Genomic DNA, 14,622 nt, shown 5'->3' with positions numbered 1-14,622 from the left:
CTTTGCGAATGGAGGAAATCAAATGGGGAGACGGACGATTACAATTGTTGCAATTGCTGGAGTAATGGTATTAGCAGCCTTTGGAATTTGGTATACCCAGTATGATAACCATCAAATGACAACTTCGAATGAAACTGATGATGAGATAATTGAGAACAAAGAAATGAAAACAGTTGAGGATGGTCGAACATTAATCAATATTGAAGAGACCCCCGATGTAGAAATTAACTCCGTTGAGGAATTTTCTTATCCGTTCCAGATTGAGGAGTATGTAGTAGAAAGTCCTGATTTTCGCTGGGCTCCAACCGCACCACAGTTTGTAAACGATCGAGTGATTGCTTTCGATATGGACGACAGTAAGCTCCAACAGTCGTTTGTCGGACTGTTTGACCGGAGTAGTAAGAAATATGAAAAAATATATAGTGCCCCTCCATTTTTTATCATTAATTCTTTAGTGGGAATTGATAACGTTTTATATTGGGTAGAATATGACAGAAATCCCTCCCTAGAACTAAAGTGGAGGATCATGTCCATGGACTTAGGGAATAAAAAAATTGAAATGATCAAGCAGGGCATAAGTCAGGACGGTACAGATCCTCCTATCCTGCGGGTTTACGGAAAAAAAGTTACTTGGATCGAGTATGAGGTAGAGAACCAAATCGTAACAAGTAAGGCGATGATCCTGCATCAAGATCGCCAGAAAGCTATAGAGGTTATTGCAGAAACAAAACTAAGCGAAAAAGATGGTCGGGACGGATATTATTTTGCAGTACAAACCCCCACTGATCGAGGACTAGTCATCCAACAGTCAAAGTACCAAAATAAGGACGGAAAGTCACAAAAGAGTTATGTCATCACTTTGTTTCCTTATGATCGTTCCAAAGCTGTTGATTTGTTAATTGGTGAACGCATCATTGATTTCAACGTTCATGGGAACTGGTTTGTATGGACTGAAGAGGGAAAAGTATCCGTAGCTTCATTGCAGGACGGAAAAGTAAAATACAGATTTTCTGGAAAATCAAAAACCTTGACGAACGATACCCCCTTTATTAAGAACGATTTTCTGATTTATCGCTATGGAATGAACCGAGTTTTTATTGCCAATCTGAAAACAGGCAAGCACCAAGGTTTATTGGAAGAAAAAATAATCACGACGAAACTATTTAGGTCTGGAGAGTATCTGTCTTATGGAATAATTGAAAGAAATGGTCAAAATAGTCGCATGAAGTTCGTCGTGATAAAATAGCTAGAATAGACTGATGACAACTGCTCATTTTTTAGTAAGGTCTCGCTAGAAACCGATCTTCCCATAAAATCCAGTCCAGAGGCTCGGTTTGCCCCCTGCCCGCGTCGCGTTTTGGAGCGGGCGCTATCCACTTCTTTACTGGTCGTCAAGAGAGCGCACGGGCACCATCACACATGACATCACGGACTTTGTCTACAAACGGAACCCGGACCATTGACTGGTCCGGTTTTTCTGTCGCGGCTGCACAGATTTCCCTCCGGATTATGCCTCCCGCCTCATCCGGTTGGTGAGACGGCCCAGCTTTTCGATCTCGATCGTCACCACGTCCCCGTCCTTCAGCCACACCTGCCGCTCCTTGGGATAGCCGAGGATCACGCCCTCCGGCGTACCGGTCAGGATGACATCCCCCGGCTCCAGGGTCATGTACCGGGAGATGTAGTGAACGATTTCGTCGCAGGCAAAAATCATGTCCGAAGTATTGGAGTGCTGCCGCACGTCCCCGTTGACAAAGGAGGTGATCTCCAGATTGTTGGGATTGCCCACTTCATCGGAGGTGACCAGGTAGGGACCGAGCGGACTGAAGCCGTCACAGCTTTTGCCCAGCAGCCACTGGCTGGTGCGCATCTGCAGGTCGCGGGCGGACAGGTCGTTTGCGTTGCAGTACCCGGCCACGTACGAGAGGGCCTCCTCTCGCTTTACCCGCTTGGCCCGCCTGCCGATCACGATGGCCAGCTCCGCCTCGTAATCCACCTGCTGCGCTTCCGCGGGCAGCGTGATCTCGTCGTTGTGCGCGGCCAGCGCGTTGCTGTACTTGTTGAACAGCACCGGATATTCGGGCACGGCCATGTTGGACTCTTCCGCGTGCTTCCGGTAGTTCAGTCCCACACAGATGATCTTGCCCGGCTCCGGCACGCACGGCCCGAAGCGCAGCGACTCTTCGTCCAGGAACAGCTGCGCCTCCCCCGCTGACTCCATGCGGCGGACGTGGGCCGCAAGCGCCTGAAACGCCTCCTCCCCTCCCTCGAGAAACTGACGGATGGTCTGCGGAACAGCAGCCGTTCCGCCGTGCCGCTCCACCGATGCCGCTACGTCCAGCACACCGCGGTCCGTCTTGACGCCAAGCGTCAGGCCGCGCTCCGCATAAAAGGTCAACAGCTTCATCTTACTCCCCCCGTCTGTCTTCTGGCATGTATGCAAACACGAACCCGCTGTCGATGTACAAGGGTGATTCCATCATCAGGCGGGACTCATCTGCTCCAATCACAGAGCAGCCTTCCTCCTTTGGTTCTTGTATGTAAAACCAGGTTTTATATCATGATTACTCTCATCATAGCAACGATTTTCGCACCAAACAATCACCAAATTTGAAAATATTTTTTATTCAGAAAACAGTTGCAATTGCGCTTCCATTTGCTCTATCATAAAAATTGCCAACCATTATACGATATTGTCGTATGTCGTTTTATATTATAAAACTACTCAGACGTTCTGCCGAACATGCCTACACGTCCCTTTCTTGCACCCGACATCCCGGTATTTCCATCCCCCGTGTTACATACGGAAAGGAGGCTTGTCCATGTCCGCCTATCGCGCCATCATGATGCAGCCGCATGACAACGTGGCCACGGCCCTCGAACCCATACCGGCAGACAGCCGCGTCACCGTTTCCTGTCTGGACGTGCAGCATACGGTGACGCTCCGCCAGGCGATTGAATTCGGGCACAAGTTTGCCGTCCGCCCGATCGGAAAGGGAGAGGACATCGTGAAATACGGGGAGGTCATCGGAGTCGCGACCCGTGACATCGCCCCCGGCGAACACGTCCATGTGCACAATTTGGAAGGAAAACGCGGGAGAGGAGACAAAATCGCTCATGAAGCATGACACAACGTTTTGGGGTTACCGCCGTCCGGATGGCCGCATCGGCGTGCGCAACCACGTCCTGATTCTGCCCACGATTACATGTGCCACACAGGCGGCCAGGCATATTACCGAACTGGTGCAGGGGACCGTCTCGTTTATCCACCAGCACGGCTGTGCCCAGGTGGGCAGCGACTACGAGCAGACGTTTCGCACGTACGTCGGAATGGGCGCCAACCCTAATGTCTACGGCGTCGTCGTCCTCGGACTCGGCTGTGAAACGCATCAGGCGCGGAGCGTAGCCGAGGAAATCGCCAAGACGGGCAAGCCGGTGGAACTGGTCTCCATCCAGGATCACGGCGGCACGCTGACGGCGATCGCGCAGGGCGCAAAAATAGCTGCCAAGATGGTGCAGGACGCATCCGTCTTGCGGCGGGAGCCGTGCGATTTCAGCGAACTGATCGTCGGAACGGAATGCGGCGGTTCGGACGCCTGCTCCGGTCTGTCCGCCAACCCGGCCGTCGGCGTGGTCAGCGACATGATTGTCGACCTTGGCGGCACCTCCATCCTGGCGGAGACGACGGAGCTGATCGGCGCGGAACATCTGCTGGCCAACCGCGCCGTGGACGACAAGGTGGCCAAGCGCGTCTACGAAGTCATCCACGCCATGGAACAGCGCTCCATCCAGATGGGCGTGGACATCCGCACCGGCAACCCCAGTCCCGGCAATATCAAGGGCGGCCTCAGTTCGCTGGAGGAAAAGTCCCTGGGCGCGGCCAACAAGGCCGGCACCCGGCCGCTGCAGGAGCTGATTGATTACGCCCAGCGGCCGACCAAAAAAGGCCTGGTCTGGATGGATACCCCCGGACACGACATCGAGCAGCTGACCGGCATGGTGGCTGGAGGAGCACAGGTGGTGCTGTTTACGACCGGCCGCGGCACGCCTACCGGTTCACCGATCGCTCCGGTGATCAAAATCGCCACCAACACGCCCATTTTCGAGAAAATGGGGGACAACATCGACCTGAATGCAGGCACGATCATCGAAGGAAAAGAAACGCTTCAATCCGTGGGGCAGCGGATTTTTGACGAATTGGTCCACGTCTGCTCCGGCAAGCTGACCAAAGCGGAAATCCTGAAGCAGCACGACTTCGGCATCTGGCGGATCGGCCCCACGTTCTAGCAGTTGTTTCCCTGTAAAACCATACGTTGAGAGGAGGAATCATCGTGAGCGTTCATACACAAGCGCAAACCTACCAAAACTACATCGGCGGCGAGTGGCGGCCGTCCGCGTCCAACCAGGTGGAGGCGAGCATCAATCCGGCCAACCGACACGAGGTGATCGGATACGTGCAAAAATCGACAGCCGAGGATCTGGATCAGGCGGTGAAAGCGGCCCAATCGGCACAAATCGCCTGGCGGAAGCTCTCCGGTCCCGCCCGCGGCGAATACTTGTACCGCCTGGCCAACGTGCTGGAGCGGCACCTCGACGACATCGCGGCAACCATGACGCGGGAGATGGGCAAAACACTGCCGGAAGCGAAAGGTGAAACGGCCCGCGGCGTGGCCATCCTGCGCTATTACGCGGGGGAAGGCATGCGCAAAATCGGCGACGTCATCCCCTCCACCGACAGCGAAGGGCTGATGTTTACCAGCCGTGTGCCGCTGGGCGTCGTGGGCGTGATTACGCCCTGGAACTTCCCCGTCGCCATCCCCATCTGGAAAATTGCCCCGGCCATCGTCTACGGCAACACGGTCGTCTTCAAGCCGGCACAGGAGACCGCTGTCACCGCCGCCAAGCTGATGGAATGCGTGGACGAAGCGGGGCTGCCCCCGGGGGTCGTCAACATGGTGACCGGCGCGGGTTCGGTCATCGGCCAGGGAATCGTCGATCATCCCGGCATCGCCGCCGTTACGTTCACCGGCTCCGATCAGGTGGGCAGGCAGGTGGGCCTGGGAGCGCTCGCCCGGGGAGCCAAGTACCAACTGGAGATGGGCGGCAAAAATCCGGTCATCGTCGCGGCCGACGCCGACCTCGATCTGGCCGTGGAGGCGACGGTAAGCGGCGGTCTTCGCTCCACCGGCCAGAAGTGCACGGCCACCAGCCGCGTCATCGTCCAGAGCGCCGTTTACGACGCGTTCAAGCAAAAGCTGCTGGAACGGGTGGCCGCTCTGAAAGTGGGCGACGGCCTCGCCCCCGACACCTGGATGGGACCGTGCGCCAGCGAACGGCAGATGCAGACAGTGCTCGGCTACATCCAGAAAGGGCTCGAAGAAGGAGCCGTACTGCTGTGCGGCGGAAAACGCGTGACCGCGCCCGGCCTGGAACACGGATTTTACGTGGAGCCGACTGTGTTTGAAAACGTAACGCCGGACATGACCATCGCCCGGGAGGAGATTTTCGGCCCGGTGCTGGCGCTGATGAAAGTGGACACCCTGCAGGAAGCCCTGCAGCTGGCCAATGATTCCCGCTTTGGACTCAGCGCCTCCATCTTCACCCGGGACATCGGCAACATGCTGGAATTTATCCGCGACATGGACGCCGGCCTGGTGCGCATCAACGCCGAGAGCGCGGGTGTGGAGCTGCAGGCCCCGTTTGGCGGCATGAAGCAGTCCAGCTCCCACTCCCGCGAGCAGGGTCAGGCGGCCATCGAGTTTTTCACCGCGATCAAGACGGTGTTTGTGAAAGGATAAAAACAAGCCAAGGGGAAGCCTCTTTCAGCTTCCCCTTTTATTTTTCTGCCGCTCGCGAAACCGGCCGACTTTCTTGTGGTTGTTGCCCATCTCGTCGTCACACCAGCGGCGGGCCCGGTTGCGGCTGTGTCGCCAAAAATCCGGCAGGTCAGCTCAGCGTACAGGCAATGCAGCACGTTGAGAACGGTGGGTTGCAGCACGTCCAGCGCCTGTAGATTTACTCTGCAAGCGTTACGACGTTGCCTGGAATGGTAATTTTCACGTAATTACGGTTCCATATGGTTGTTTCCACGATTACGTTCTGCTGCTCCTTTGTAAACAGATAACCGCTGCCCATTTGTGTGTCGTAGGTCCAGCCTTCCTTGTTCATTCGCTCTTGCAGAAGTGTTAGAACATCAGAGCTGCGTCGTTTGTCCGTCAGATATATGCCATGCCCTTCCGGGGTGACTGTGACCGGAACGAGAGGTTGATCTGTTGTGTTTAAGATGTGCATGGGCATGAGGTAATCGCGATCGGCTTGCTTCAGCGTAAGCAGCAGTTGCAAATTGTCGTATCCGATCCGATTCACAAGCAGCACGACTGCTGTCACACCGAGAACCACCGCGCCAGCCAAGCCAAAAAAAGCAATCTCCACGGATTTTTCATGATTGAACCTCACCGTCCCTTTACATCTTAATTATTTATTATCTTTCAAAAAATTCACCGTCGCCAAGAAACGACGGTGAATTCTCTGCATAAATCAATTTGTAGCTTTATCCATTTCATACCCGTAGACTGTGTAACCATCATTGTACCACTTTGCCAGAGGATCAAGTTCATCTTTGTGTGTAAATTCCCCACGGTTAGAGAAATAAACCAGCTGTCACCGCCGGGATATAATTGACCCAGGTTCGCCGGAAAGAAAATGACCCACCCATAGCGAATATATCCCCTTCGTAATTAACGGCCAAGTTAATCTTCGGAGGGAGACACATGCTAAGGAGTGGGATAGTGATATCGTTACATACCATGAGGGCAGAAGGCAAGAGTATTCGTGAAATTGCCCGTCTAACGGGGCATTCTCGAAATACAGTTCGCCGATATCTCCGGGGTGAATTCTCCCCCGAAAAGGGAACCCGTAAATCTCGTGGTTCCAAGCTTGATCCGTATAAACCGTTCCTGCAGGAACGTCTTCAAGAAGGTATCTATAACTGCGAGGTTTTATTCGATCTTCTACGAGAAAAGGGGTATACCGGGGGACGTACCATCTTGAAAGACTATGTGAAGGACTTCCGTCCTCCCAAACAAGTTCCCGCTGTTCTTCGTTACGAGACGAAACCTGGTGAATATGCACAGGTCGACTGGGGACTGTGTGATTACGTAGATTTGGACGGTACAGTCCGAAAAGTGCCGGTATTTGTCATGGTATTGGGGTACTCTCGTTCCACCTATATAGAGTTCACTAAGCGTTGTGACATTCACAGCTTTCTTCGTTGCTTGATTCATGCTTTTGAATATTTTGGGGGCATCCCAAAGGTAATGCTGACCGACCAGATGAAAACCGTCGTACTGGGCATGGGAGATGATCGAAAACCTCGCTGGCATCCGCTTTTTGCCGACTTTGCTGCAGCGATTGGGCTTGTTCCAAAAGTATGCAAAGTTCGACGCCCCGAAACAAAGGGAAAAGTGGAACGAGGCGTTCAATACGTAAAAAACAACTTTCTTCCTGGCAAACGCTTCGTTGATTTACAGGATCTCAATCAACAAGCCCTACACTGGTGCGAGCGGATTAACCGCCGTATTCATGGAACAACCGGCGAACGTCCCATCGACCGACTCCGTGAGGAAAATCTGTCGCCTATCCCTTCAGCTGAACGATGGGAAAAATACTTGCATGAACCGAGACAGGTCAGCCGAGACGGATTTGTTAGCTACGATGGTGTACGATATGGGGTTCCATGGAGGTACAGTGGACGTGAGGGTACCGTGCGAGAAGTGAATGGGTGGGTGGAAATCTGGGCCGACGGCACATGTATTGCTCGACACCAAAAGGTCTATCGATCCCGTGCAACTGTTTTTTGTGAAAACCAGTATGCAGGTCTTACGACTGCTCAAGGATATGCCTATCCACGTCCGCAAGCCCGACAGATTTCATCGCAGCAAGTGGAAGTGCGTTCGCTGGATGTCTATGAGCAGCTGACGGGGGTGGGAGCATGATTGAACTGGAACAGGCACGGCTACGTCTTGAGGAACTTGGGCTTCAGCAAGCGGCTCTCCTCTTGGATGCCCATTTGGAAGCGGCAAGTCATGGACAGCCCACCTATCTGTCCTTTCTCAACATGCTTCTAGATGCAGAGATAGCGGAACGTCAAAAACGGAATATGGAGGTACGCACCAAACTCGCACACTTGCCTTACCGAAAAACGCTGGAGGAGTTCGATTTTGCTTTCCAACCCAGCATTGACGAACGGTTGATTCGAGAGCTGGCCACGATGACTTTTGTAACCCGACACGAGAATGTCTTGTTCTTAGGGCCTCCCGGAGTAGGAAAAAGTCATCTGGCGGTGGCGTTGGCTGTAGAAGCCATCTCGCAAGGGATATCCGTTTACTTTGTCAGTCTCTCGCAACTCATCGAAGATCTGCGAAAAGCTTACACGGAAAACAGGCTGGATAAACGCCTACGCATCTATATTCGACCAAAGCTCCTGATTATTGACGAAATTGGTTACTTACCGTTTGACAGTTTGGCAGCTAACCTCTTTTTCCAGGTAGTAAGTGCAAGATACGAGAGAGGGAGTATTCTGTTGACCAGCAACAAGAGTTTCGGTGAATGGGGGGAACTGATGGGCGATCCGATACTTGCTACGGCTATCCTGGATCGGCTCTTACACCATTCCCACATCGTCAATATTAGGGGGAATAGTTACCGACTTCGTGAGAAGATGAGGACTGGAGCCTACGGCTCCCCCTCTACCACCTAACCAACAAAAAATCGCCGGGTGGGTCAATTCTAAACCGGCGATGGTGGGTCAAAATAAAGTCGGCGTTGACACCAGCCAACACGAATCACTTTAGACAACGCAGTTGTGGCCTGCATTTCTCGCCATTCTAAGTACTCTCCCATATCGAGATACTTTTTGCCGCCTGCCCATTTTTTGTCTATCTCCATAAGTAAAGCTCCGATTAGGCGGATAACCGATTCACGGTTAGGCAATATGCGAATGACACGTTCTCGTCGGCGAATTTCTTCGTTGAGTCGCTCCATGCCATTCGTTGTCCGAAGTCAATCTGACCTTCCCAGTCGATCATTTCCACTAAATAATCTGACACAAGTTCGGCAAGATCAGCCTTAGCAGGTCGCTCCTGTGTAAATCACGTTACTTTCCACTAAATAGTGGTCAGGAAAAGAGTCGACATAACAAATAACATCCAGCACTCTGCATGGGGTATATATTGCGATTTAATAGCGAGGGGATAATAAACTAGAATCGCCAAGCAAAATTTTAGTGATTTCGAGCCTTTAATCGGATCCATTCGCCTAAAACAGTGCTGTCATAACGACTACAAAAAGAATTAACGCAACAAATAATAAGGCAAAAATAATGCCCCATAAAACTTCTTGTTTTTTATTATCGGCAGAGCGAATATGGAGTATTTTTTTTAAAGCGAACAAGCCAATCAAAACGATCAACCCGATAACAAATGTACCTATTGAAGCGTAGTATAATGTTATTTCTTCTTGGGTTGCTATAATAATAGCTAGAACTGTTAACCATATGATTGCATATATTGCAATTATTTTTGACATGATTTTGTCCATATATTACTCCTTGTTATTGTTTTCAACAAATCCACATTTTTACTAAAGTAAAGGGAGGAAATGAACTGCCAAGCTATTTTCCTCCCTCTTTTTTATTTCCCATGCTTATTTAATTTTTAGAGCGATCGTCATATGCTCCTGTTAACGCTTTTTCTACATAGTATGGTGTTCTTGGGTGTTTACGCATTGTACTATGTCCTCCAAACTCATCATCCCAAATCAGGAATCTAGTATTCATTTCTACTGGAGAATCACCGAAGTCTTCCTCTGGGTCATAATCCGAGCCAAGAGCTGAATCAATATTTACTGGACCATCTTCAATATCTCCGTACAAAGGATAATCTCCCGTTTTATCATAATACTTTTCATTTACATATTCATTCCAACTCGAATAAGTTTTTGTCGGTCCAACCCCTAGTCCAGTCTGATATATGTTTCTTATATCGCCAAAATCCCCAACCAGTGTATTATAGCTCGGGTTCCATCCAGCAAAACCAATAAGTGGTTTGCTGAAATCATTTTCAAGCTTCCTGGAACCATTCCACAATTCACTATCATCTCTATCTAAATCTCCAAAAGGTGCCTGATCGCTTCCAAAATGCGGAGTCCCCAAGGTAACCACCCTTTCAACATCTGCGCTTCTGATATTCTCAACTAAATACCGAGAAACCAAGCCTCCCATGCTATGCCCAACCAGATTTACATCCTGCGTTGAACTACTGAATACACTATTTTTCAACTCACGAATAACTGAATTTAGATGGTTAGCTGCTGTTCTAACACAACCTGAAGTACCATCAGCGTTATATATAAATGTAAAAATATCTTCATTAGGGGTATACCCGTAATCAATAATTAACATTGGACCAAGCTCTTCATCATCAACAATTCCAGTTATTGAATGAACATCAATATTTGAATATGTAGTTTCTTCATGAGTGCTATAGCTTTCTCCAGTTATCGTTTCATAAGAACGAATGGGTTCAGAGGCCCAAGGTTCATCGTATCCAATATGATACCATCTATCTTCAAATCCCCAAGTGTCAGCCCCTCCCAATAAGCCATGAACTAAGATAACGGGTGTCTTTCCAGACTGGGTGGTGACAGCAGTAGCAGTAGCTATTGTCTCATCCCCCTGTTCATACACATCTTCTATTTTATAAGTAGACTCCAATAAATGGGTGTTATCAACATCATCCGCTTCGCCATCCAGACTGATATCATCATCATATTTTACAGTCTTTGAAATTTTAAATGTCCCATCATCACCAATGCTCTCAGCGTCGATTTCTAGTGGTAAATTGATAAGTTTTACTTTCCCTTTTTTCCTCTTGAATTTTCCTCTTTTAGCTTCTTTTGTTGGTACATATTCTGTAAAATCTTTGCTGGATAGTAAAACAAAAGTCCCTCCTCCTACAAACTCAACCTCTATTGAATTTGTCCTTTTGGAATACTTTTGTTCCTTAATAGGTTCTAACTGAACTTTCTTTTCATTGTATTTATATAAAACATAGTCTTCATTTTTTTCTTTCTCATTAACCGGTATCGACAGATTAAATTCTATGTTTGGATCCAAGCTTACAATATTGAAAGTTAGCGCACTCCTTATTTTTTGGGCTAACAGAACCGGTGTCTGACGGACAATTACTTTCTGAGGAACGTTTGAAATTCCGATCATTTCGCCTTTTATGCCAAATTCATTTTTTGGAAATGTGTATTTATGTTTCTCATCCCCATCCAACTTTTTGTTGTTGTTTTCATCAGAATTTAATGGATCCGATCCTAAATACGAAATTTCAATACCATCTTTAAGACCGTCTCCATCAGTATCTGCAACTGATGGTTTTGTTTGGTATTTATCTATTTCAACTTTATCATCTAAACCATCGCCATCACTATCTTTAGCATCTAATTTTGTTCCCAATTCCTGCTCTTCAAGATTTGTAAGTCCGTCACCGTCATAATCTTCATCACCATCTAATATCCCATTACCATTAGTATCATTGTTTATTGTGCTGGTAATAAACAATTCATTAAAGTCTGTTAATCCATCATTATCGCTATCCTGTTTAAACTCTATACTGTCAATAGTTTTTTGCTTAGATTTTGCATAAGCTTCAGGTGTCATCACCCCTTGGAAGAAAAATAATGTAACAAGTGATGCTGATAACGTTAGAATATGTATTTTCTTCATTAACATTATTAAACCTCCTATTTTTCAATTTTTTACCTTTACGTTGGTATTATATTCTTATAATTTTGACATATCAACACTTTATATGTCATATTTTAGGATTGATCTTTAATCGTGCTTGAAATTTTTCTAACGTAGTTTTCGTTTTTTATATGGCTTGTTTACGAATCTCTACAGTCCCAAAAAAGTGCACAGCCCAAACTGGTACGTCGCCTGCAATTCTATGAGTCCCTGATGCACCACTTCCTGTCGTCAGGAATTTGCTGTAGGGGCGGGACCACTCATTGAGCCGTCTGAGACGGTCACTCCCGCCAAATCTTGGCCATCGTTCCTCTATCTTCATTTGTCGAGTACATATTTTTTCGAAAAGCTTGAATGCCATGACCTTCATCTGCGGCTAGCCTTTAGCAAGTACGCCGTAGCTATAAACGATTGAATTATCGATGCCTCATCAAATAGATGTCTATTATTCATGCTTTGTACATATACATATTTCTCCCTTTCTACTAGACGCCCTAATTTCATTTAAGTAGCTTTTCCAATAGCCAAGTATTGCTCGGCGTGATATCCTTTAATAAATCTTTCGGTAACCCCAAAAGCAAAGCAAGCAAAAAAATAAACCACCAGCACTGAAGTGACCCCAAAAAGTTAGACAGTAATTTTAGTTAAGCCGCAAGTAAGGTTTGAGTTCGGTATTGCACTGGATTCAAGCCTTTTAATTTTGCCTTGATGCGTTTGTTATTATAGTAGTCGATGTATTTTGCCAACTCTTGTTTAAAATGCTTAATGCATTCAAACTCTTGCATATTATAATAATTCTGATTTCAGGATACCAAAGAAGTTCACAGCATTGTCATGACAGTTTCCTTTCCGCGACATACTCTGCATAACGTTCTTCTCTTTCAATGCATGTTGGTACTTGCTCATTTGGTAATGCCAGCCTTGATCTGAGTGAATAAGCGTCTTCACTTTCGGGTAGATAACTGAAGTCAAATAGCCGTTGACCTGCTTTGTCAACGGCTTTACACTTTCATCTCGTCTTGTCAAAAATCAATTGCAACGTGACCCCCGGTCACGCACGACGCGCTCCTTCCTCCAGCGCCTCGTCGCTTTCCGGAAGCTGGCGGATTGACGCGATCAAGCGCGCGATCATCTCCCGCTGGCGTGCAGTCTCCTCGTCGTCCCACTGCAGTGCATCGGCCATCAGCCTGACGACCTGCTCCGCCTTTTCTTCCGCCTTGTGCAGTTGAAAATACGTCCAGCCGGTGCGCAGCCGCAGGAAGTCCACGGCGTGCACTGTCATCTCCTCCTCCACGGCGTACTGAATCTGCGCCCGCAGCAGCTGTTCGGGGGTGAGCGGCGGTTCCGGCAGCCGGTCGTAAATCCGCAGCGTGTTGGTGCCGTATGTGTCGAGCCACTCCTGCGCCGTATGGCGATCGACGCCTTTTTCCATCCCCATCCGCAGCATCTCCTGCTTCCAGTCTTCATACCGCTCCCATCCTCGCCGCTCTCCGCCGCTAATCACGATCCGGTCGGTCGTGCAGCCGGGAAAGGATCGGCCTTTCCGCTCCTGCAGCCGCTGCGCCACCAGATCGACCACCTTCTCCGCCATCTTGCGGAAGCCGGTCAGCTTGCCTCCTGCAATGGTGATCAGTCCGGAAGGGGAATGAAACACCTCGTCTTTCCGCGACAGTTCCGACGGTCCTTTGCCCTCCTCGTAAATCAGCGGGCGCAGTCCGGCCCAGTGGGAGAGCACGTCCTGCGGCTTCAGCCTGACATCGGGGAACATCGCGTTGACCGCACGCAGCAGGTAGTCGCGATCTTCCACGGTGGTGCGGGGCTGGTCGATGTCGTTGCGGTAGGGCGTGTCGGTCGTACCGATGTAGGTGACCGCGCCGCGCGGGATGACAAACACCATGCGTCCGTCCGGGGTGTCAAAATACGCCGCTTGCGACACCGGCAGACGATCGTAGGCGACCACCAGATGGACGCCTTTCGTCAGGTAGAGGCGCTTGCCGGCAAGCGAGCCGTCCAATTGTCGCAGTTCGTCCACCCAGGGTCCGGCGGCGTTGACGATGCAGGCGGCGTACAGATCAAACGTCTGGCCCGACACGCCATCCGCGACGCGCACCCCCGTCAACCGGCCGTTGTGGTAGAGAAACTGGCGCGCTGCCGCGTAATTGACCGCCCGCGCTCCATGTGCCACCGCCGTCTTCATGATGTCGAGCGTCAGCCGGGCGTCGTCCGTGCGGTATTCCACGTAGAGGCCGCCTCCTTTGAGCCGGTCCCGCCTGAGCAGCGGCTCCTGCCGGATCGTCTCGTCGCGGCTGAGCATTTTCCGCCGCTCCGCTCGCTCCACGCCGGCCAGCAGGTCGTACAGGTAGAGGCCGACCGACGTGGCCAGGTAGCCATAGGTTCCCCCTTGGTAGATCGGCAGCAGCATCGGGGCGGGAATGACCAGATGGGGGGCGTTTTTGTACAGGATGGCTCGTTCTCTCCCCACTTCCCGCACCAGCTTCACTTCTCCCTGCTTCAGATACCGGAGCCCGCCGTGAATCAGTTTGGTGGAGCGGCTGCTCGTCCCCGAACCGAAGTCCGCTTTTTCCACCACGCCCACCTTCATGCCGCGGACGCTGGCGTCCAGGGCGATGCCCGCACCGGTAATCCCGCCGCCGATCACGAGCAGGTCAAGCGTCTCTCCTGCCATTTCCTGAAGTACAGCCAGTCGGCTGCTCGCTGAAAATGTCATGTTCACACAAAAGCCTCCTCTCCGGCGGGAACAAAGCCTCCCTGCTGCTTCGCCCGCGCCGGTTCTTCTCACGCGCTCCAAT

Annotated in this window: 12 protein-coding genes and 2 pseudogenes; 6 read left to right on the top strand and 8 right to left on the bottom strand. The window is 50.2% G+C overall.

From position 1 onward, the window contains the following. Nucleotides 1–22: 22 nt before the first annotated feature. Nucleotides 23–1,246 carry a hypothetical protein gene (locus IRT44_RS09640; protein WP_171566606.1) on the top strand — a complete coding sequence of 408 codons (1,224 nt, stop codon included), beginning with the start codon at nucleotides 23–25 and terminating at the stop codon, nucleotides 1,244–1,246. Between the two features lie 261 nt (nucleotides 1,247–1,507). Here the strand turns inward: IRT44_RS09640 and IRT44_RS09635 are convergent, their stop codons facing one another. Next, nucleotides 1,508–2,407 carry a fumarylacetoacetate hydrolase family protein gene (locus IRT44_RS09635; RefSeq protein ID WP_171566605.1) on the bottom strand — a complete coding sequence of 300 codons (900 nt, stop codon included), beginning with the start codon at nucleotides 2,405–2,407 and terminating at the stop codon, nucleotides 1,508–1,510. 415 nt (nucleotides 2,408–2,822) lie between these two features. Between IRT44_RS09635 and IRT44_RS09630 the strand changes: the two genes are divergently transcribed. The 3 genes from IRT44_RS09630 to gucD are packed head-to-tail and all read left to right on the top strand — an operon-like array spanning nucleotide 2,823 to nucleotide 5,798. Continuing rightward, complete coding sequence (locus IRT44_RS09630) at nucleotides 2,823–3,128, top strand: UxaA family hydrolase (RefSeq protein ID WP_171566604.1); 306 nt, start codon at nucleotides 2,823–2,825, stop codon at nucleotides 3,126–3,128. Further along, the gene (locus tag IRT44_RS09625; protein WP_230077826.1) at nucleotides 3,118–4,287 is read left to right on the top strand and encodes a UxaA family hydrolase; all 1,170 of its coding nucleotides are present in this window, start codon (nucleotides 3,118–3,120) and stop codon (nucleotides 4,285–4,287) included. The genes IRT44_RS09630 and IRT44_RS09625 overlap by 11 nt, the downstream gene beginning before the upstream one ends. A 44-nt stretch (nucleotides 4,288–4,331) precedes the next feature. Beyond that, on the top strand, nucleotides 4,332–5,798 hold the full coding sequence (gene gucD, locus IRT44_RS09620) for an alpha-ketoglutaric semialdehyde dehydrogenase GucD (RefSeq protein ID WP_171566602.1): 1,467 nt from the start codon (nucleotides 4,332–4,334) through the stop codon (nucleotides 5,796–5,798). A gap of 24 nt (nucleotides 5,799–5,822) precedes the next feature. Here gucD and IRT44_RS09615 read toward each other — a convergent pair whose 3' ends face one another. Next, complete coding sequence (locus IRT44_RS09615) at nucleotides 5,823–5,945, bottom strand: CGNR zinc finger domain-containing protein (protein WP_212133530.1); 123 nt, start codon at nucleotides 5,943–5,945, stop codon at nucleotides 5,823–5,825. A gap of 70 nt (nucleotides 5,946–6,015) precedes the next feature. Then, entirely contained in the window at nucleotides 6,016–6,456 is a 441-nt protein-coding gene (locus IRT44_RS09610) for a hypothetical protein (protein ID WP_230077825.1), read from the bottom strand. A 314-nt stretch (nucleotides 6,457–6,770) separates the two neighbouring features. Between IRT44_RS09610 and istA the strand changes: the two genes are divergently transcribed. Continuing rightward, nucleotides 6,771–7,994 carry an IS21 family transposase gene (gene istA, locus IRT44_RS09605; RefSeq protein WP_008409807.1) on the top strand — a complete coding sequence of 408 codons (1,224 nt, stop codon included), beginning with the start codon at nucleotides 6,771–6,773 and terminating at the stop codon, nucleotides 7,992–7,994. Continuing rightward, complete coding sequence (gene istB / locus IRT44_RS09600; RefSeq protein WP_008409491.1) at nucleotides 7,991–8,758, top strand: IS21-like element helper ATPase IstB; 768 nt, start codon at nucleotides 7,991–7,993, stop codon at nucleotides 8,756–8,758. The genes istA and istB overlap by 4 nt, the downstream gene beginning before the upstream one ends. A 29-nt stretch (nucleotides 8,759–8,787) precedes the next feature. Here the strand turns inward: istB and IRT44_RS09595 are convergent. The 5 genes and pseudogenes from IRT44_RS09595 to IRT44_RS09575 form a co-directional block, all read right to left on the bottom strand. Continuing rightward, nucleotides 8,788–9,060: pseudogene (locus IRT44_RS09595) on the bottom strand (transposase); the annotation flags it as partial. A gap of 255 nt (nucleotides 9,061–9,315) precedes the next feature. Continuing rightward, nucleotides 9,316–9,597: a hypothetical protein gene (locus IRT44_RS09590; protein ID WP_029097907.1), complete on the bottom strand. Its 282-nt coding sequence runs from the start codon at nucleotides 9,595–9,597 to the stop codon at nucleotides 9,316–9,318. A 109-nt stretch (nucleotides 9,598–9,706) separates the two neighbouring features. Continuing rightward, complete coding sequence (locus tag IRT44_RS09585; RefSeq protein ID WP_212133205.1) at nucleotides 9,707–11,797, bottom strand: esterase/lipase family protein; 2,091 nt, start codon at nucleotides 11,795–11,797, stop codon at nucleotides 9,707–9,709. A 659-nt stretch (nucleotides 11,798–12,456) separates the two neighbouring features. Further along, nucleotides 12,457–12,751: pseudogene (locus IRT44_RS09580) on the bottom strand (IS3 family transposase); the annotation flags it as partial. A 112-nt stretch (nucleotides 12,752–12,863) separates the two neighbouring features. Further along, nucleotides 12,864–14,540: a glycerol-3-phosphate dehydrogenase/oxidase gene (locus IRT44_RS09575; protein WP_230077874.1), complete on the bottom strand. Its 1,677-nt coding sequence runs from the start codon at nucleotides 14,538–14,540 to the stop codon at nucleotides 12,864–12,866. Between the last annotated feature and the right edge of the window lie 82 nt (nucleotides 14,541–14,622).

It is taken from the genome of Brevibacillus sedimenti (genome assembly GCF_020923495.1).
GTDB lineage: Bacteria > Bacillota > Bacilli > Brevibacillales > Brevibacillaceae > Brevibacillus > Brevibacillus aydinogluensis.
This window is presented reverse-complemented; position numbering and strand designations above follow the sequence as displayed.